At 69.5% G+C, this 17,438-nt stretch carries 17 protein-coding genes; 11 read left to right on the top strand and 6 right to left on the bottom strand.

Translation table 11 applies throughout. The features are described from left to right. The first annotated feature begins 125 nt into the window (after positions 1–125). Complete coding sequence (locus tag ABD693_RS07355; protein ID WP_344696373.1) at positions 126–863, top strand: helix-turn-helix domain-containing protein; 738 nt, start codon at positions 126–128, stop codon at positions 861–863. A gap of 10 nt (positions 864–873) precedes the next feature. On the opposite strand, the gene ABD693_RS07350 is transcribed toward ABD693_RS07355, so the two are convergent. The 3 genes from ABD693_RS07350 to ABD693_RS07340 are packed head-to-tail and all read right to left on the bottom strand — an operon-like array spanning position 874 to position 4,114. Next, positions 874–1,554, bottom strand: a complete 681-nt coding sequence (locus tag ABD693_RS07350; protein WP_344696372.1) for a class I SAM-dependent methyltransferase — start codon at positions 1,552–1,554, stop codon at positions 874–876. Beyond that, entirely contained in the window at positions 1,551–2,684 is a 1,134-nt protein-coding gene (locus tag ABD693_RS07345; RefSeq protein ID WP_344696371.1) for a glycosyltransferase family 4 protein, read from the bottom strand. The genes ABD693_RS07350 and ABD693_RS07345 overlap by 4 nt, the downstream gene beginning before the upstream one ends. Further along, positions 2,681–4,114: a glucosamine inositolphosphorylceramide transferase family protein gene (locus ABD693_RS07340; RefSeq protein WP_344696370.1), complete on the bottom strand. Its 1,434-nt coding sequence runs from the start codon at positions 4,112–4,114 to the stop codon at positions 2,681–2,683. The genes ABD693_RS07345 and ABD693_RS07340 overlap by 4 nt, the downstream gene beginning before the upstream one ends. Positions 4,115–4,401: 287 nt before the next feature. Between ABD693_RS07340 and rplK the strand changes: the two genes are divergently transcribed. The 4 genes from rplK (at position 4,402) to ABD693_RS07320 (ending at position 7,057) form a co-directional block, all read left to right on the top strand. Then, the gene (rplK, locus tag ABD693_RS07335) at positions 4,402–4,833 is read left to right on the top strand and encodes a 50S ribosomal protein L11 (protein WP_168068142.1); all 432 of its coding nucleotides are present in this window, start codon (positions 4,402–4,404) and stop codon (positions 4,831–4,833) included. A gap of 4 nt (positions 4,834–4,837) precedes the next feature. After that, a complete protein-coding gene (gene rplA / locus ABD693_RS07330) occupies positions 4,838–5,533 on the top strand; it encodes a 50S ribosomal protein L1 (protein WP_344696368.1) in 696 nt (231 codons plus the stop codon). Positions 5,534–5,621: 88 nt separating this feature from the next. Further along, positions 5,622–5,852, top strand: a complete 231-nt coding sequence (locus ABD693_RS07325) for a hypothetical protein (protein WP_344696367.1) — start codon at positions 5,622–5,624, stop codon at positions 5,850–5,852. Between the two features lie 23 nt (positions 5,853–5,875). Next, positions 5,876–7,057 (top strand): BaiN/RdsA family NAD(P)/FAD-dependent oxidoreductase, encoded by a 1,182-nt coding sequence (locus ABD693_RS07320; protein ID WP_344696366.1) that lies wholly within the window; start codon positions 5,876–5,878, stop codon positions 7,055–7,057. Positions 7,058–7,063: 6 nt separating this feature from the next. On the opposite strand, the gene ABD693_RS07315 is transcribed toward ABD693_RS07320, so the two are convergent. Beyond that, a complete protein-coding gene (locus ABD693_RS07315) occupies positions 7,064–9,886 on the bottom strand; it encodes a M16 family metallopeptidase (RefSeq protein ID WP_344696364.1) in 2,823 nt (940 codons plus the stop codon). Positions 9,887–10,205: 319 nt separating this feature from the next. Here ABD693_RS07315 and ABD693_RS07310 point away from each other — a divergent pair, with 319 nt between their 5' ends. The 4 genes from ABD693_RS07310 to ABD693_RS07295 all read left to right on the top strand — a co-directional run bounded on the left by ABD693_RS07310 (position 10,206) and on the right by ABD693_RS07295 (position 13,999). Then, the gene (locus tag ABD693_RS07310; protein WP_344696363.1) at positions 10,206–10,619 is read left to right on the top strand and encodes a UrcA family protein; all 414 of its coding nucleotides are present in this window, start codon (positions 10,206–10,208) and stop codon (positions 10,617–10,619) included. 298 nt (positions 10,620–10,917) lie between these two features. Then, the gene (gene aroF / locus ABD693_RS07305; protein ID WP_344696362.1) at positions 10,918–11,931 is read left to right on the top strand and encodes a 3-deoxy-7-phosphoheptulonate synthase; all 1,014 of its coding nucleotides are present in this window, start codon (positions 10,918–10,920) and stop codon (positions 11,929–11,931) included. Positions 11,932–11,936: 5 nt separating this feature from the next. Beyond that, a complete protein-coding gene (locus ABD693_RS07300) occupies positions 11,937–13,430 on the top strand; it encodes a chorismate-binding protein (RefSeq protein WP_344696361.1) in 1,494 nt (497 codons plus the stop codon). Further along, on the top strand, positions 13,427–13,999 hold the full coding sequence (locus ABD693_RS07295) for an anthranilate synthase component II (RefSeq protein ID WP_344696360.1): 573 nt from the start codon (positions 13,427–13,429) through the stop codon (positions 13,997–13,999). Before ABD693_RS07300 ends, ABD693_RS07295 begins: the two co-directional genes overlap by 4 nt. Here ABD693_RS07295 and ABD693_RS07290 read toward each other — a convergent pair. Then, entirely contained in the window at positions 13,996–14,355 is a 360-nt protein-coding gene (locus ABD693_RS07290; protein ID WP_344696359.1) for a hypothetical protein, read from the bottom strand. The two genes, ABD693_RS07295 and ABD693_RS07290, sit on opposite strands and share 4 nt — an antisense overlap. Positions 14,356–14,709: 354 nt before the next feature. Between ABD693_RS07290 and rplJ the strand changes: the two genes are divergently transcribed. Both rplJ and rplL read left to right on the top strand, forming a co-directional pair. Beyond that, entirely contained in the window at positions 14,710–15,225 is a 516-nt protein-coding gene (rplJ, locus tag ABD693_RS07285; protein WP_344697592.1) for a 50S ribosomal protein L10, read from the top strand. Between the two features lie 69 nt (positions 15,226–15,294). Further along, a complete protein-coding gene (gene rplL / locus ABD693_RS07280; RefSeq protein ID WP_344696358.1) occupies positions 15,295–15,666 on the top strand; it encodes a 50S ribosomal protein L7/L12 in 372 nt (123 codons plus the stop codon). A 91-nt stretch (positions 15,667–15,757) separates the two neighbouring features. Here the strand turns inward: rplL and ABD693_RS07275 are convergent, their stop codons facing one another. Continuing rightward, positions 15,758–17,227, bottom strand: coding sequence for a hypothetical protein (locus ABD693_RS07275; RefSeq protein ID WP_344696357.1), 1,470 nt, complete (start codon positions 17,225–17,227; stop codon positions 15,758–15,760). Positions 17,228–17,438 lie beyond the last annotated feature (211 nt).

Raw genomic sequence — 17,438 nt, 5'->3', positions numbered from 1 at the left:
CGCGGGCCTTGCCGCACAGCCACGAGCAGTCCTGTCCGGCTTCTGCCTTGTTCCGCCATCATGTGCGGAACGGTTGACCCCTTGTGCGGAAATGTGCGGGTATGGCGGACGCCGACGGGGGACCCATGGACGACCAGTTGCTCAAGATCGCGGACTCGCAGGAGTTCGGCCGCCGCGTCCGCGAGGAGCTCGCCCGCCGCCGGATCTCGCGGCAGGCGCTCGCCGACATGGCCCGGATCAGCCTCTCGACGCTCGAAAAGGCGCTCGCCGGAACCCGCCCCTTCACCCTCGCCTCCAAGCTCCGGATCGAGGAAGCGCTCGGCCCCCCCTTCCGGCCCGCCGCCCCGCTCGACCAGCCCGCGCCCGCCGCCGCGCCCGAGCGCCTCGGCGCCTACGTCCGCGCCGCCGTCCGCTGGCTCGAGGGCAGCTTCCTCACGCTCCGCCCGAGCTTCAACACGCCGAACGCCATCTTCGCCTACGTCACCGACATTTCATGGGACGAGGGCCAGGGCCACCTCGTGTTCGCCGAGCGCCAGCGGCTCGACGCCGACTTCGCCCAGCGCGGCGAGGTCTCGCTCCCGCACCTCTCGGGCCACATCTACCTCACCACCAACGACTGCGGGCAGCACCGCATGGCCGTCCTGTCGCGCCCGACGATCAGCGGGGCGCTGTTCGGGATGCTCGCGACGCTCGAGGTCGGCAGCGGCTCGCAGCTCGTCCCCGCCTGCTGCCCGCTCGTTTTGTCCCCCCTCGCCCGCCATCCCGAGCCCCCGACCGGCGTCCTCAAGAGCGACGAGCATCCCCAGCTCCACGCCCTCCTCGCCCAGGCCACCGCCAAGGACTTCGCCCGCTTCCACCTTTAGGACGCCGCCCTCAGGCCTTGCGGGCGCGCAGTCCCAGGATCAGCGGAAAGAAGCTGTCCACCGGATCGAGCTCGGACGCACTGAACTCCTCGACGCTCAGCCCCGCGATGAACCCGCCGCAGGCGAGCGCATTGCCGAAGCTCGTCACACTCGCCCCGCCGCCGAACGGCCCCGCCAGCAGCCGCTCGCACGAGGCCGGCGTGAACCGCCAATAGTCGCTCGCGTACAGCTCGGGATCGACCCGCGCGGTCCCCGGCACCGTTGCCAGCAGGACCCCGCCCGGCCGCAGCATCCGGTGGCAATGGCGGATCGCCGCCCCCGCCTCGAAGATGAACTGCAGCGTCTGCGGCAGGAGGATGCAATCGAAGCTCTCGGCGGGAACATCGTCTGCCGCCGACAGATCCGCGACCACCGTCGCGTCCGGGTTCGCGGGATCGATGTCGAGCACGTGCCGCCCCGTGACCTCCCCCGCCGCGCCCTTCCCGTACAGCCACTCCTGCACCTCGAGGACGTCGCCGCGCATGTCCGCCGCATGGGCCGCGAAGAAGCGATCGATATAATAACGGTCGATCGGCCGCCCGCGGTCGAAGCCGTAGCTGTCGCTTGTCGGCCGGGTCGAGCGCGTCTGCGGCAGGCTCGCCGGCCGCAATCCCCGAACCAGCCTCTTCTTCGCCGTCCTGAGCAGGTTCACGAGGCCTTCCTTCCGACGACGAGCGAACGATAGATGTCGAGCAGCCGGCGCCCGTGGTCGGCGACGCGGTGACTGGCGAGCGCGGGCCGCGCGCGCCGGTGATGCGACGCAACCGTCTCGGCGAGCACGGCGCCTGCCGCCGTCTGGTCGCGCTCGCGGAACAGGGTGACGCCCTGCTCCTCGGCGAAGGGCCGGTGCGCGGGAATATCCGACAGCACCGCCGAGCAGCCCCGGCTCAGCGCCTCGAGCACCGACAGCGGCTGCCCCTCGCGATTGCTCGCGCTCAGCAGCACCCGCGTCCCGTCGAGCACGTTGCAGATCTCCTCGGGCTGGAGCTGGCCGGCGAAGGTCAGGCTCGGAAGCTTGAGCGCCCGCCGGCTCATCCGCATGAACCGGTCCCAGTGGCCGAGCGGGCCGATCCAGATCATCCGCAGCCCCGGCCGCCGGCGTTGCGCCTCGGCGAGGATCCGAAGCGCGCTGAGCGGGCTCTTGGCGCGGCTCGGACGGGCGAGGATCGCGACGTCGAAGCGTTCCTCGCCAGTCCCCGCAGGCCGGAAGAAGATGTCGTCGATCGGATTGCCGAGCACCACCGCGCTGCCGATGGGAAGCCCGATCGCCAGCATGTGGTCACGCACCGCCTCGCTCACGCAGATGACTCGCGCCGCGCCCGCCACCGCCGTGTCGATCTCCTGCCGGAGCCGCCGCCGCTTGCCGCCGAAGTCCGACGCGCGGCCGCCCCTCTCCCACCAATCCTCCTTCATGCTGTGGATGTGGACCACCAGCGCAGCCCCGCTCTCGCGCGCCAGCGCGGCGGCAAACGGCGCGCTCAGCGTGCAATGGCAATGGACGATGTCGAGCGCCCCCGTCCGCGCCGCCACCGCCATGGGCTCGCGCCGCGCGGGCGCATCGGCAATCAGCGCCAGTCCGGCCTTCTCGAAGCGCGCCTCGATCTCGGGCGCGGCCGGCCCGATCATCGTCACCTTGTGGCCGAGTTCGGCAAGGAAGCAGGCCTCGAGCTCGCTCACGCGGTCGCCCCCGCTGCCGACCATGCCCGTGTGCACATGGGCGATGGCCAGCCGGTCGCGGTCGTGCGCCAGCGGGAAGGGGGCCGGCGAAAAGCTCAGGCTCATGACCGCTTCGTCCGCCAGCGCCGCCGCTGGAGGTCGATCGCCGCCCAGCCGCCCGCCTGCGTATAGGTGTGCAGCCCGCGATAACCGCCACTCGGCTGCCACCGCTCGACCACCGTCTCGGCAAATTGCTCGGGATCGAGCGCGTCGATCCGGCACCAGGCGAGCCCGCTGCCATAGCCCCGCGTGCAATCCTGCGCCGGTCGCCACCAGGCGCCATCCTGTTCGACGATCGGCCCCGCCGGCCGCGAGCTCGCCGCATCGAGCTTCACGGGATTGAGCTTGTGCGCCGTCCACGGGCCCGTCAGCGCTTCGCTCCAGTAGATCGACAGCGTGTCATAGGTGCTGGCGCCCGGCTCGGCGACGCTCGCGAACATCCACCAGCGGCCGCTCTCGGCGTCCTGCCGAATCGTCGCATCGACCGCCTCGACCCCGTCGAGCAGGACCGCGCAGCGCTCCCAGCCGGTCGGGAAGTCGGTCGCCCGCCACAATTCGACTCGGCGGTCCGCGCTCGTTTCGGGAACCATGTACACCGTTCCCTCATGCGCGAAGACGAACGGGTAGGACAGGTGGCTTGTCCGCTCCATCACCGTCACCGGCGGGCGCGCGCGTCCATCCCCGCCGATCTGCACGCAGGACAAGCGTCCTAGCGCGCGAGCGTAATCGTAGTCCTCGAAGAACAGCCACGTCCGCTCCCCATGCGCGAACAGCATCGGGTCGGCGGCGAAGCGGTCATAGTCCATGGCGAGGAACTGGAGGTTCGCCGGGTCCGGCTCGGCCGGCCGCCCCGTTCGGGCCTGCTGCCAGCCGATCGTCCAGTCCCCCGTCCGCACCAGCGGCCCCGCCAGCCGGTGCGCCACGCTCTTGGCATAGCCCTTGAGCTTGGGCGCTGGGCGGTGCGGCTCGGCCGCGCCCGGCGCGGTGATCGGCAGCGACAGGCCCTCGACCAGATGCAGCACTGCCCGCTCGAGCAGCGTCACGAGCCGGGCGAGGATCGCATTGAGGCTGAGGGCCACCGATTCGCGCGACACCAGCGCAAGCTCGGTCGCGATCAGTTCGCGCGTCGGCCCGAGCCTCACGCTCAGCCGCGGCAGTCCGCTCGTCTGGACGCTCGCCGCCATCCCGGCCCGCCCGCGCTGCCCGTTGAACAGCGGCGTCAGCACGTGCTCGCCCGGCACCCCGCCTTCGGTGAGGTCGATCACGAGGGCATTGGCGGGAAGGTCCGACGTCGCCAGCGTCTCCCACGCCAGAAGATCGGGCCTCGGCGACCCGAACAGGCGCCGGTCGATCCGCTCGAAGGCAAGGGGCCGCTCGTCCTCCCCGCCGGCCGCATGCACCGCCACTGTTTGCCCGATCCGCTCCTCGAGCCGCCGTTTCAGCACGCCGACCCACGCCCGCTGGCGCTCGCCGCCGACCAGGATCGCGATGCTCATCACACTCTTATGTCGGGAAAATGGGGACGCCGGCACAGCCGCTCGAACGTTCCACCTCCGTTATCGATGCCCGAAATCGTAACCCGCTGTTTTTCCGGCCTTTTCTATTTCTCCACCACCCGCCATATGCGTGATGATCGAGAAGATCCGGCCCACCCTTTCCACCTCGCCCCTCCTCTGCTAGAGGCGCCGCCTTCCAGCACATCACTGGAGCCTCTGCGGGAGGGTGCCTCGGCGCCCGCTCGAACCGCTAAACTGAACCGGGCTCACGCCCAGAAGAGAGTGACATGGCCAAGAAGATTACCGGCTATATCAAGCTGCAGGTGCCGGCCGGCGCCGCCAACCCGTCCCCGCCGATCGGCCCCGCGCTGGGTCAGCGCGGCGTCAACATCATGGAATTCTGCAAGGCCTTCAACGCCTCGACGCAGGAAATGGAAAAGGGCATGCCGATCCCGACGGTCATCACCGTCTATGCGGATCGCAGCTTCTCGTTCGCCACCAAGACCCCGCCCGCCTCGTTCCTGATCAAGAAGGCCGCCGGCCTCAAGTCGGGCTCGAAGGAGCCGGGCAAGGTCTCCGCGGGCAAGATCAAGCGCAGCCAGCTGAGCGAGATCGCGGAACAGAAGATGAAGGATCTGAACGCCAACGACATCGAGGCGGCGACCAAGATCATCGAAGGCAGCGCCCGCGCGATGGGCCTCGAAGTGGTGGAGGGCTAAGAACATGGCCAAGCTGACCAAGAAGCAGAAGAGCCTCGCCAATTCGGTCGATCGCGAGAAGCTGTACGGCGTCGACGAGGCGATCAGCCTCGCCAAGACGCTCGCCACCGCCAAGTTCGACGAGTCGATCGAAGTCGCGCTCAACCTCGGCGTCGATCCGCGTCACGCCGACCAGATGGTTCGCGGCGTCGTCAACCTGCCCAAGGGCACCGGCAAGACCGTCCGCGTCGCCGTCTTCGCCAAGGGCGCCAAGGCCGACGAAGCCACTGCCGCCGGTGCCGACCGCGTCGGTGCCGACGACCTGATGGAAGAGATGCAGGCCGGCAAGCTCGACTATGACCGCGTCATTGCGACCCCGGACATGATGGGCGTCGTCGGTCGCCTCGGTAAGGTGCTCGGCCCCAAGGGCCTGATGCCGAACCCGAAGCTCGGCACCGTCACCATGGACGTGACCAAGGCCGTGACCGACGCCAAGGCGGGCCAGATCGAGTTCCGCGTCGAGAAGGCGGGCATCATCCACGCCGGCATCGGCAAGGCGAGCTTCACCGCCGAGGACCTGCGCGCCAACTATGACGCTTTCGTCGACGCCATCACCAAGGCCAAGCCGGCCGGTGCCAAGGGCAAGTACCTGAAGAAGGCGGCGATCAGCTCCTCGATGGGCCCGGGCATCAAGGTCCAGCTCGAAGAAGGCGTGGCGTAAGCCTCACCTGTTCGATGAAACAAGCGAGGGCCGCGGCGGAAACGTCGCGGCCCTTTCTCGTTGGGCTTCATGAAGGAGCCTTTCCACCATGATCGACCAGCCCCGCGACGACCAGACCGACCCCGCCCTCGAGGCCGAGGAGGAGCAGTTCAGCAACGACCACCCCCTCGCCTCGCCCAACGAACTTGCCGGTGACGCGCAAAGCGGGATCGAGCTCGAGTTCCTTGCCCGCGACGTCGCCGAGGCCGAAGCCGACGCCGAGGGCGCCGCGAGCGGGATCATGCTGGAGGAAGACACGCTCCCGCTCGACGGCGAGTAACCGGGCAAGCTAGGGGGGCGGCCATGCCCGCTCCCCGCCCCTTCGACGCCATCATCCTCGGAGCCGGGGGCGCCGGCCTGATGTGCGCCGCGATCGCCGGCCAGCGCGGCCGCCGCGTGCTGGTGATCGACCATGCTCCCGAGCCCGGCCGCAAGATCCTGATCTCGGGAGGCGGCCGCTGCAACTTCACCAATGTGCACACCGCGCCCGACCGCTACCTGTCGGCGAACCCGCACTTCGCCCGCTCGGCCCTCGCCCGCTACACCCCCCGCGACTTCCTCGACCTCGTCGAGAAGCACCGCATCGCCTGGCACGAAAAGACTCTCGGCCAGCTCTTCTGCGACGGCTCGGCCCGGCAGATCGTCGCCATGCTGCTCGAAGAATGCCGCGCCGGCGGGGTGACGCTCGGCCTCGACGCGCCGGTCCGCAACGTCACCCACGCCGACGCCCTCTTCCGGGTCGAGGCCGGGAGCTGGACCGCTGAAGCGCCCGCCCTCGTCATCGCCACTGGCGGCCCCTCCATCCCCAAGCTCGGCGCGACCGGCTTCGCTTATGACCTTGCCCGCCAGTTCGGCCTCAAGGTCGTCGAGCCGCGCCCCGCTTTGGTGCCGCTGACGCTGGGCGGCGACGAAGCACTCTTCCGCGAACTGTCGGGCGTCGCCGCACCGGTCGAGGCGCGCTGCGGCAAGGCGGCCTTCCGCGAGGCCGCGCTCTTCACCCACAAGGGGTTGAGCGGACCGGCGATCCTGCAGGTTTCGAGCTACTGGAAGCGCGGGCAAGCGGTCGCCATCGACTTCCTTCCGCAGGCGCCCGCCGGGTGGCTGCGCGAGGCCAAGCGCCAGCGGCCGAAGGCGAAGCTTGCGAGCGTGCTGGGCGAACAGCTTCCCTCACGCCTTGCCGACACGCTGGCCGAGCGGATCGCGCTGGCCGCCGAGCTCGGCAATGCCCCCGACAAGGCGCTCGACAGCGCCGAGCAGCGGCTGTCGGCCTGGGAGTTCCAGCCCAATGGCAGCGAGGGCTTCGCCAAAGCCGAGGTGACCGCCGGCGGGATCAGCACCGCCGAGCTGTCCCAGCAGACGATGGAAGCGAAGAAGCTGCCCGGCCTTCATGTCATCGGCGAGGCGGTCGATGTCACCGGCTGGCTCGGCGGCTACAATTTCCAGTGGGCCTGGGCGAGCGGAGTGGCCGCCGCCCAGGCCCTCTAGGTCGGCTCAGCGCACCGGCCCGGCGGTGGCGAGATCGAGCTTGTCGGCCGCCACCACTTCGACGTTTGGCCGAAGCGCGCGAAGCTGGTCGATGAACTTCGCCGAATCGCCGACGATGATCAGGCTGATCCGGCTCGGCTGCACGAGCCGGCCGATCGCCGACGTCGCCGCCGTCCCGCCCACCGCGCGCACCCGGTCGGCGTAAGCGAGCTGCTCGGCCGGCGAGACGCCGCGCAGCGCCGCGCCCGCCAGCGTCCCGTTGAAGCCCGCGCTGCTCTGGAGCTGGCGCTGGAAGCTGCCGACCATGAATGTCTTGCGGTTGTCGACGTCCGCCGCGACGAGGGGCTCGCTGCCGATGCGGGCATATTCGTCGAGGAACACCTTCGCGACCTCGGCCGCGCTCTCGTTCTTGGTCTGGGCATTGGCGAGGATCACGCCGCCGCCGAGCTGCGCCCCGAGCGAGCTGTAGGCGCCGTAGCTGAGCGCGCGCTTGACCCGGATTTCCTGGAACAGCCGCCCGGTCGACGAACCGCCGAGGATGCTGTTGGCGAGGAGCGCGTCGTAGTAGGCCGCGTCACCGCGCGACACGCCGCGCGCGACGGCATAGACCGCCGCCTGGCCCGCGCCCGGGAGATCGACGACGAGGGTCCGGCCCGGCGCCTCGGCACCGACGAGGTCGGTCGGCATGGCCGGAGCCGCGCCGGTCGCCCGCCAGCCGCCCAGCGCACGCTCGGCGATCGCCTTGGCCGCCGCCGGATCGATCCCGCCCGAGACGAAGGCGGTGGCAAGGTCCGGACGCCACCAAGTCTGGCGATATTGGGTGAGGTCCTCGCGGGTCAGGCTGCCGATGCTTGCCTGCGTGCCACCCGAGACCACGCCATAAGGCGCCGCGCCGAAGACCAGCGGATTGACCAGCCGCGCCGCGATCGTCGCGGGATCCTTCATCGACACCTGGAGGCCATCGAGGGTGCGCTTGCGCTCGCGCGCCACGTCCTCGGCGGGAAAACTGGCGTTGGCGAGGATGTCGCCGAGGATCGCCGCGGCCTCGGGCAGGGTCGCGGTCGGCGCGGTCACCGACAGCAGGGTGCCGTCGGGCGAAGCGGCGGCGCTGAGGTTGGCGCCGAGCTTCTCGAGGCCCGCCGCAATCTGGTCGGCCGAGCGGGTCGGAGTTCCCTTGCTGGCGATCTGCGCGACCATGTTGGCGAGTCCCGCCTTGGCGCGCGGCTCGACCGAACTGCCGCCGCGGATGGCAACGGTCAGCGTCGCGAGCGGCACGTTGCCGGTTCGCGCGGTGACGAGCTTCATGCCGTTCGACAGGGTCGTTTCCTGGAGCGCGGGCATGCGGAAGGCGGCCGGGGTCCCCGGCGCGGGCGGCGCCTGGCGCTGGCCTTCGGGCAGCAGCGCGAGCGGTGCCTGCGCGGCGGGCGGCGGGCTGGCGAAGGTCGGAAGCGGGGTCGGATTGGCCCAGCCCTTGGCGTCGCCGTCACCCTTCACATAATTGATCCGGAGGCGCCTGGCCGGCGACAGGATCGTCCGCGCGACCCGTTGGACGTCGGCGGCCGTGACCTGCGTGATCTGGGCGAGGCGCTTGTCGGCCGCGCGCGGATCGCCGGTGCGGACCAAGCCCTCGCCAAGGGTGAAGGCACGGTCGCTGGCGGTCTCGCGCTCCTGCAGCGCGTCGGACAGGAGCTCGTTCTTGGCTTCGGTCAGCTCGTCGGCGGTCGGTCCGCTGGCGCGAAGGCCGGCCAGCGTCTGGTCGAGCGCCGCTTCAGCCGCCGCCGGCTCCTTGCCTGACGCAACCACCGCCATCAGCGCGTAATAGCCCTGCTCCTCCGTATCGTTGAGAAGCGCGATCGGGCTGACCGCAAGGCCGGGCTTCACCAGCGCACTTTCGAAGCGGTTGCTGTCGCCCTTGGTGACGATCGCGTTCAGTACCTCGAGGACGGCCATGTCGGGGCTCGACGCGCCCGGCGTCTGCCACGCCGAGCCGACCGCGGGGAGCGAGACGGTCGGGGCGCTGCCGGTGACGCTGCGCGCGACGATCGGCTTGTCCTTGGCGGTGATGGCGAGCTTCGCCGGCCGCGCACGCTTGGGGATGGCGGCGAAATATTTGTTCACCAGCGCATCGAGTTCGGCCGGCTGGAAGTTGCCCGACACGATCAGGGTCGCGGTGTCGGGTCCGTAGAACGCCTCGTGGAAGGCGCGGGCGTCGGCGAGCGTTGCCGAATCGAGGTCGGAGATGCTGCCGATCGTCGGGCGACGGTGCGGGAGCGTGTTGTAGACGTTCTCGCCGATCACGAAGCTCGTCAAGCGGCCGTAGGGCGGCGCGAGGACGCGCTGGCGAAGCTCTTCCTTGACCACGTTGCGTTCGGTCTCGAACACTTCCTGGTCGATCACCGGGCGGGCCATGCGCTCGGCGTGAGTCCACAGCATCCGCTCGAGATATTGCGCGGGCACCGTCTCGTAATAGTTGGTCCGGTCGTACCAGGTGCTGGCGTTACGCGTGCCGCCGATGTCGTCCACCATCTTGTTGATGGTGTTGTAGGGCATGTTCACGGTCTTGCGGCTGAGGATGTGCTCGAACAGGTGGGCGAAGCCCGAGCGCCCGGCGGGGTCGTGCTTGGAGCCCACCTCATACCACATCGACACGGTGACGTCGGGGGTGCTGGTGTCGCGAATGGCGATGACGCGCAGCCCATTGGCAAGCTTGCGCTCGGTGAAGGGGATCGTCGGCGCGCTGAGCTTGGCGGGCGCGGCGGCGATGACGGGCGACACGGCGCTTCCGGCGAGGAGGGCGGCGGTCAGCAGGCGGCGAAGCGAAACGGTCAAGACATTCCCCCGGTAACAAGGTGATTAGCTGCGCCTACCTTCGGGGCTGCGCGACCGGGCGCAACCCCGCTTCGACCAACGACCGACGACAAGCGGCGGCGGTGCCATACCCCTCACAAACAAGCGGAAATGCCGCCCGCGATGGGCACGACCGGCCGCCTTTCCGCCGTTCGCCGTATTGTCCCCATAACACGCCGCTTTGCCGGAAGGTCGAAGCGGGTCGGTCAGGCGTCGAACGGCACGAGCGCTACTTTTGTGGCGGGGGTAAGCCCTTCGCGTGCCGCAGGGAATCGTCTCTCGGCCGCCAAGGGGAATGATCATGAAACATCGCTTGCAGAGTACCGGCCTCGCCGCCCTCGCCTTTTCGGTCTCGCTCGGCCTCGTCGGGGTCACCGTCGCCCAGCCGGCCTCGGCGCAAAGCCAGCCGATCAAGGTGACCGCGCCCGAGGAGGAGATTGTCACCCGCCGCGTGCCCGTCGGCGACCTCGACCTGTCGAAGCCGGCCGCATTCCGGACCCTTCACCACCGCATCCGCGCGGCGGCGCATCAGATCTGCGTCTCCTACGAAACCGGCGGACAGACCGCCGACGAAGCGCAATGCAACTGGGCGGCGATCCGCTCGACCGACACCCAGGTCGCCGCGCTCCGTGCCCGCGCCAGCCAGCTCGCCGAGGCCGGCCTCCCGGGCCGGATCGACGTTGCGCTCGCGATGACCGGGCCCGACGCCGAGTGAGGAGATGCCGTTGGGAGGCCATGCGCGTGCCGACAAAAAGCCGCCGCGCATGGCCTCGACTAAAGGAGAGGGCTTGATTTGTTGGACGAAGACAGCTTTTTAGACGGCGATGCTGAACGCACTCGCCTCGACCAACCTTCGCCTTTGGTGGCGCTGGCCGACCCATCTGCGGCGTGCCGGCCTTTAGTGCTATCCTCGTGAAGCGCTGACCTGACCGACCCGCCCTCACCCGGCGGGTTTTTTGTTGGTCGCATGAGACCTGCCGGATCCCGAACAGACCCAACCGACAGGATCCCACATGATCATCGTTTTGAAGCCCGAAGCCCCCGCCGACAGCGCCGAGCGGCTCATCGCCCGGATCAAGGACGCGGGCCTCAAGCCCCTCCACATGCCCGGCGCCGAGCGCGTCGTCCTCGGGGCGCTCGGCGACGAGCGCGTGCTCGCCGAACTGGCGCTCGACAGCGACCCCGCCGTCGAGAGCGTCAAGCCGATCCTCGCCCCCTACAAGCTCGTCAGCCGCGAACTGCAGGCGCATGACACCGTGGTCGATGTCGGCGGGGTCAGCGTCGGCGGCGACCGCCTGGCGGTGATCGCCGGCCCGTGCGCGGTCGAGAGCGTCGACCAGCTCCACGAGACCGCCAGCGCGGTGAAGGCGGCGGGCGCGACCATGCTGCGCGCCGGTGCCTACAAGCCGCGCACCTCGCCCTACGGTTTCTCGGGACACGGTCTCGAGGGCCTGCGCATCCTGCGCGAGGTCGGCGATGATCTCGGGCTGCCGGTGGTCACCGAGGTGATGGACACGGCCGATGTCGCCGTCGTCGCCGAGGCCGCCGACTGCCTCCAGATCGGCGCACGCAACATGCAGAATTTCGCGCTGCTCCGCGCGGTCGGCGCGGCCGGGCGCCCGGTGCTGCTGAAGCGCGGCCTCAGCGCGACGATCCAGGAGTGGCTGCTGGCGGCCGAATATCTGATGGCCGCGGGCAATGCCCAGGTCATCCTGTGCGAGCGCGGCATCCGCACGTTCGAGCCGGCGACCCGCAACACGCTCGACCTCAACGCCGTGCCCTACGTCAAGGGCAAGACCCACCTCCCGATCATCGTCGACCCCAGCCACGGCACCGGGATCCGCGACCTCGTTCCCCCGATGAGCCTCGCGGCGACCGCCGCCGGCGCCGACGGCCTGATCGTCGAGGTGCATCGCGACCCCGCGGTCGCCGTGTCCGACGGCGCGCAGTCGCTCTACCCCGCGCAGTTCGAGAAGCTGATGAGCGCGCTTGCCCCCGTCGCGGCCGCGGTCGGGCGGAGTCTGTAAACGACATGAAAGTCGAAGCGCGCGTCCTTGCGCGGCGATTGCCGGCCGGCCTCGATCCGCTTGCCGCCTATCGCCGGCTGGCGGACGGGGCGGCCGAGAGCGGGATCTTCGAGGCGCCCGACGGCCAGCGGCTGGTGATGGGTCGCGCCTGCGTCCGCGCCGAGGCACGTGACGGGACCGTCGAGCTCGTTGCGCTCAATCCCAATGGCGAGGCATTGCTCGCCGCGCTGGACAGCCCGGCGATGGCCGAGCGGCGGATCGACCGGCTGGTCCTCGCCTATTCCTTGCCCGAGAGCGAGGACGCGGCCGAGCGCCTGCTCGGCCCGCAGCCGCTCCATGCCCTGCGCGCGCTGCTCGACGCCGGCGCGGCGCCGCGCGGCGAGCCCTTTGGCGCGGTGCTGCTCGGAGTCGCCGGCTTTGACCTCGCCGCCTGGGGCGAGGAGATGCCGCGCGCGGCCGCGTCCGACTTTCCCGAATATGTCTTCTTCGTTCCCGACACCCTTCTGACGATCGCGCCCGGCGGCGCGGCGCGGCTGCTGTGCACCGCCTTCGGCCCCGACGAGCGCCACGTCCACGACGCCGCGCGCCGCCTGGAGGAAGGGCTCGCCGCTTTTTCCGAGACCTCCGCGGCCGTAGGTGGCCAGGGCGAACCGGCGTCGCGCACGATTGACGCGTTCGAGCCCGACCTCGACGACGAAGCCTTTTCCGCGCTCGTCACCCGCCTGAAGCAGGAGATTGCCGCGGGCGAAGTCTATCAGATCGTGCCGAGCCGCACCTTTACCGGCCCCTGTCCCGACCCGATTGGCGCCTATGCCCGGCTTCGCGAGGCCGAGCCGGCAAGCTACCGCTTCTTCCTCCGGACGCCCGGCTGGACCCTGCTCGGCGCCAGTCCCGAGACGAGCGTCCGCCTCTCCCCCGGCGGCCCCACCGGCCGCATCGTCGAAGTGAAGCCGATCGCCGGCACCCGCCCGCGCGGGACAAGTCCCGACAGCGACGACCGGCTCGAGGCAGAGATGCGCCTCGACGGCAAGGAACTGGCCGAGCACATGATGCTGGTCGACCTCGCCCGCAACGACGTCGCGCGGGTCTCGCTGCCCGGCACCCGGCGGGTGGCGAGGCTGCTGACGGTCGAGCGTTTCGCCCGTGTCATGCACCTCGTCTCCTCGGTCACCGGTACGCTCCGCCCCGGCTACGACGCCTTCGACGCGCTTGCCGCCTGCCTCAATGTCGGGACGCTGGTCGGCGCGCCCAAGATCCGCGCGATGCAGTTGCTCCGCGCCGCCGAGGCCACACGCCGGGGTCCCTATGGCGGCGCGATCGGCTGGATCGCAGGCGACGGGCGGATGGACACGGCGGTCGTGATCCGCTCGGCGCTGGTAAGGGACGGCATCGCCGCGGTCCGTTCGGGCGCGGGTGTGGTCCACGACAGCATCCCCGAAGCCGAAGCGGCGGAGACCCGCGCCAAGGCCTCGGCCCTGCTCGGAGTGCTCAGCGCGTGAGACCCGTCCTCCTGATCGACAACCTCGACAGCTTCACCTTCAACCTTGTCGAGAGCCTCGAGCGGCTCGGCGCAATGGTTCTAGTCCGCCGCAACCGCATCCCGGCCGAGGCCGCGCTCGCCGAAGCCGAGGCGACGGGCGCGCTGATCATGATCTCGCCCGGCCCGGGTTCGCCCACCCAGGCCGGTTGTTGCCTCGAGCTGATCGCGCTGGCCAAGGGCCGCGTGCCGCTGGTCGGCGTCTGCCTCGGGCACCAGGCGATCGTCGGGGAAGCGGGCGGCACCGTCACACGCGCGCCCGACCCCGTGCACGGCAAGTCGATGCAGCTCGAGCATGACGGCGCCGGCCCTTTCACCGGGATCGAGAGCCCTGCCCGCGTCGGCCGCTATCACAGCCTGTGCACCCGCGACCTGCCCGAACGATTCACCGTCCACGCCGAGGTCGACGGCATGGCCATGGCGTTCAGCGACCAGGAGGCGAAGCAGGCCGGGCTGCAATTTCATCCCGAGAGCATCCTCACCACGCATGGCGACCGGATGCTCGCGAACCTGCTGGCGATGTTCCCCTAGCGGCGCTGGCGGCGGGCGCGCGGCGGGGTCACCCCACCATCGCTGCCAGCGAGTTCATCGGCGGCAAGGTCGCTCGACACCGCCTCTTTGTCCCCCGGCTGGTTGCTGGCCTGCTGGCGGCGGCGCGAACGCCAGTCCTCGAAATCGCCGTGGAACTGCGCCTCGCGCTCGCGCCGCCACTCGTCATAATCCCGGTCGAGTTCGGCGAGGTGGTTCGACCGATAACGCGCATAAGCCTCGTCATGCCCGCCGTCGCGGTGCCGGTAGAAGGCCTCGGCAGCCTCATGCTCGGCCTTGCCGAACAGATTGCCATGCGCCGCGCCCTGCGCCGGACCCTCGTCTTCCCACCTCGCCATCGTCGGTCTCCTCGTCTGCTGTCAGCAAGAAAAACGCACCGGCCCTTTCCCTGCTCCGGCAGTCCGCCGCAGCCAGACGGTTGATCGGCGCGGCTTTTCTGCTATTGGGCGCCTCGTTCCCGGCTTGCCGGGACGCCGTCCGAGACAGTTGGTGCGCTCCCTTCGGGGCGCTTAATTCCCAGCCGAGACGGGGAAGAGAGTTTCAAGCGGGCCCCGCCCGCCTTGTCGTGCGCCACCTTTTGCGCACGTGCCTCCAGCCCCACGGACATGAGCTCCCGCCCGGTTTCGGCCGAGCGGGTCATGAAGCCGGTCGTTCGTCCCATCGGGACAGACGGCCATTTGTTTGGAGTTGGCATGGATCGCAACGAAAAGGCTGATCTGGTTGCCGAACTGAAGCAGGTTTTCGAAGAGACCAGCGTTGTGGTGATTACCCGCAACCTCGGTCTGACGGTGGCTCAGTCCACCGACCTTCGCCTGCGGATGCGCGACGCCGGAGCCCAGTTCAAGGTTGCGAAGAACCGCCTCGCCCTCATCGCGCTCGATGGCACCCGCTATCAGCCGCTGGGCGAGTTGCTCAAGGGCCCGACGGCCCTTGCCACGTCCATCGATCCGGTCGCTGCCGCCAAGGTTGCGATCGACTTCGCCAAGACCACCGACAAGTTCGAGGTCCTGGGCGGAGCGATGGGCGACACCGTCCTCGACCTCGCAGGGGTCACGGCGCTGGCCGAGCTTCCGAGCCTCGATCAGCTGCGTGCGACCCTCATCGGTCTGGTGCAGGCCCCGGCGAGCAAGATCGCCCGGACCGTCGCCGAGCCGGGCGCGATGCTGGCGCGGGTGTTCGGTGCATATGCGGCGCAGGACGCGGCATAGGTTCTTCGTTTTTCTTATCGTTTTCGCACGACAATTCAGGGGCCGAAGAGTCCCGCACAGGAGTAAGAAATGGCTGACATCAACAACATCGTCGACCAGCTGTCGGCGCTCACCGTCCTCGAGGCCGCCGAGCTGGCCAAGGCCCTCGAAGAGAAGTGGGGCGTTTCGGCCGCCGCTGCCGTCGCCGCTCCGGCTGCCGCCGCCGCTGCCGGCCCGGCCGCTGAAGAGAAGACCGAGTTCGACGTGATCCTCACCGGCGACGGTGGCAAGAAGATCAACGTCATCAAGGAAGTCCGCGCCATCACCGGCCTGGGCCTCGGCGAAGCCAAGGCGCTGGTCGAGGGTGCTCCGAAGCCCCTCAAGGAAGGCGTCAACAAGGACGAGGCCGAGAAGATCAAGAAGCAGATCGAGGAAGCCGGCGGCACCGTCGAGCTCAAGTAAGCTTCTGAACCAGTTTCGCCGGTGTCTTGAAGCGCCGGTGATCGGGAAGGGCGGCTCCGCAAGGGGTCGCCCTTTTCCGTGTGGGCGCCGGTCAGCGCGTCCGGACGAAGATGCTCGCGTGCCTGTCGCGGGCGAACAATCGCCAACCGGGCTCCTTCAGCAGCTTCTTCGTCAGCCCGTTCGTATTCTCGAGCACCGCCCAGCGGATTCCGAACCGCGTCACGTCCTCGCGGAATTTGCTAATATCGCCGGCGGTGATCGCCTTGGCGCGGAAGGTGAAGTCGTCGCCGTACATGTCGGCGCGGCCGTCGATGTAGGGCCGGACCCCGATCATGACGAGCGGACCGCCCTGGCTATATTCGTTATAGACCGGCTGGGCGCGGAGCTCGGCAGGCACCTTGGCGAGGAGCGTCAGCGGATAGCTGCTATGCTCTTTGAACTGATAGGGGATCGCCAGCCGCGCGGCGAATACCAGCAAGAGCAACGGCAGGAACCAGGCGGTGCGCGGCAGCGGGCGGCGCGGCGACGTCGCGGGATCGACCATCGGCATCAGGACCAGCAGCCCGACGATCGCGAAGAGCATCTGATGACGCGCATGAAGGAGCGCCATCGCGGCAAGCCCCGCGAGCAGCAGGAAGCGCAGCGGCGGCACGGTCCGCCAGCGCAGCGCGACCACGCCCACCATGACGACCAGCAAGGCGGTGAAGCCGATGTCGCGGGTCAGCACCGAGCGGCGCCATTCGGAGATGACCGCGAGCGCCTTCATGTTGCTGACTTCGAAGGGGTAGAGGAAGTGCTCGGGGCCGAAGGGCGTCGCGAAGACCGCGATCCCGAGCGCGAGCAGCCCGAACGCCGCCCAGCGCCCGAGCAGGCGCGTGTCGCGCGGATTCTCGATCAGGGATTCGAGCGCGAACAACCCGGCCAGGCCGAAGGCGACGATGTAGCTCGCATGAAGATTGGCCCAGATCGCCATCAGCAGGGCCGCCGCCAGCGGCGGGGCGCGGCGCTCCTCGCGGGCGCGAAGCAGGATCACGGTCCACAGCGCGAGCAGCGACCAGGCCAGCATGTGCGGGCGGGCCAGCGTGAAAGGAAAGAGGATGCCGGCGGCGAGCGCGACGGCGGTCACGGCATAGCGAGCCGGCAGGTGGCGGAAGGCCTCGCGCGCCAGCAACCAGAAGGTGAAGGCCGCCGAGGCGGCATAGAGGACGGTGATCGCCGCCCAGCCGCGCAGCCACTCGGCCCCAACCATCAGCACTTCGGCCAGCCACTCGTGCGCCATCCACGCCTTGCCAGGCATGGTGTGGCTGAAGGGATCGACGGTCGGGACGGCCCGATGTTCGACGACCCAGTGCCCGGCACCGAGGTGCCAGCCGGTGTCGCCGTCCATGAAGAGGTTCAGCGCGAAGGCGATGAGGAAGGCGAAGAACAGCGGCAGTGCCGACTGCAATTCGCGGGAATACGCGTCGAGGCGGTCGGGCGCGAAGCGATTCTCCGGGGTGTCCCCGGCCATGAGGGCGCCGCGGGCCCGCTGCCACCAGCCGTCTTGGGTCACGCTCGCCATTCATCCTCCCCGTGCCGCTCGTCGGCGGCGTGCGGCGGGTCTAGCGCAGGCCCGTCACGAGATGGTTAACGGCTGGGAGACCCACGACCCGCCAAGGGGGTCGGCAGCAATGCGCGAGGGCCGCTTTGGTTGCTTTGCCCCCTTGCGAAAACGGGCCGCGAAGCTATATGCAGACCTCATCCGACAAACATACCGGCTCCGCCGCATGGGT

This window comes from Sphingomonas rosea, from assembly GCF_039538065.1.
Classification (GTDB): Bacteria; Pseudomonadota; Alphaproteobacteria; order Sphingomonadales; family Sphingomonadaceae; genus Sphingomicrobium; species Sphingomicrobium rosea.
The sequence above is the reverse complement of the archived record's forward strand: the minus strand, read 5'-3'. Positions and strand labels throughout refer to the sequence as shown.

Coding starts and splice junctions, on each gene's coding strand:
- ABD693_RS07355 (WP_344696373.1), top strand. CDS start 126: ATGGACGACCAGTTGCTCAAGATCGCGGACTCGCAGGAGTTCGGCCGC.
- ABD693_RS07345 (WP_344696371.1), bottom strand. CDS start 2,684: ATGAGCCTGAGCTTTTCGCCGGCCCCCTTCCCGCTGGCGCACGACCGC.
- ABD693_RS07340 (WP_344696370.1), bottom strand. CDS start 4,114: ATGAGCATCGCGATCCTGGTCGGCGGCGAGCGCCAGCGGGCGTGGGTC.
- rplK (WP_168068142.1), top strand. CDS start 4,402: ATGGCCAAGAAGATTACCGGCTATATCAAGCTGCAGGTGCCGGCCGGC.
- rplA (WP_344696368.1), top strand. CDS start 4,838: ATGGCCAAGCTGACCAAGAAGCAGAAGAGCCTCGCCAATTCGGTCGAT.
- ABD693_RS07325 (WP_344696367.1), top strand. CDS start 5,622: ATGATCGACCAGCCCCGCGACGACCAGACCGACCCCGCCCTCGAGGCC.
- ABD693_RS07320 (WP_344696366.1), top strand. CDS start 5,876: ATGCCCGCTCCCCGCCCCTTCGACGCCATCATCCTCGGAGCCGGGGGC.
- ABD693_RS07310 (WP_344696363.1), top strand. CDS start 10,206: ATGAAACATCGCTTGCAGAGTACCGGCCTCGCCGCCCTCGCCTTTTCG.
- aroF (WP_344696362.1), top strand. CDS start 10,918: ATGATCATCGTTTTGAAGCCCGAAGCCCCCGCCGACAGCGCCGAGCGG.
- ABD693_RS07300 (WP_344696361.1), top strand. CDS start 11,937: ATGAAAGTCGAAGCGCGCGTCCTTGCGCGGCGATTGCCGGCCGGCCTC.
- ABD693_RS07290 (WP_344696359.1), bottom strand. CDS start 14,355: ATGGCGAGGTGGGAAGACGAGGGTCCGGCGCAGGGCGCGGCGCATGGC.
- rplJ (WP_344697592.1), top strand. CDS start 14,710: ATGGATCGCAACGAAAAGGCTGATCTGGTTGCCGAACTGAAGCAGGTT.
- rplL (WP_344696358.1), top strand. CDS start 15,295: ATGGCTGACATCAACAACATCGTCGACCAGCTGTCGGCGCTCACCGTC.
- ABD693_RS07275 (WP_344696357.1), bottom strand. CDS start 17,227: ATGGCGAGCGTGACCCAAGACGGCTGGTGGCAGCGGGCCCGCGGCGCC.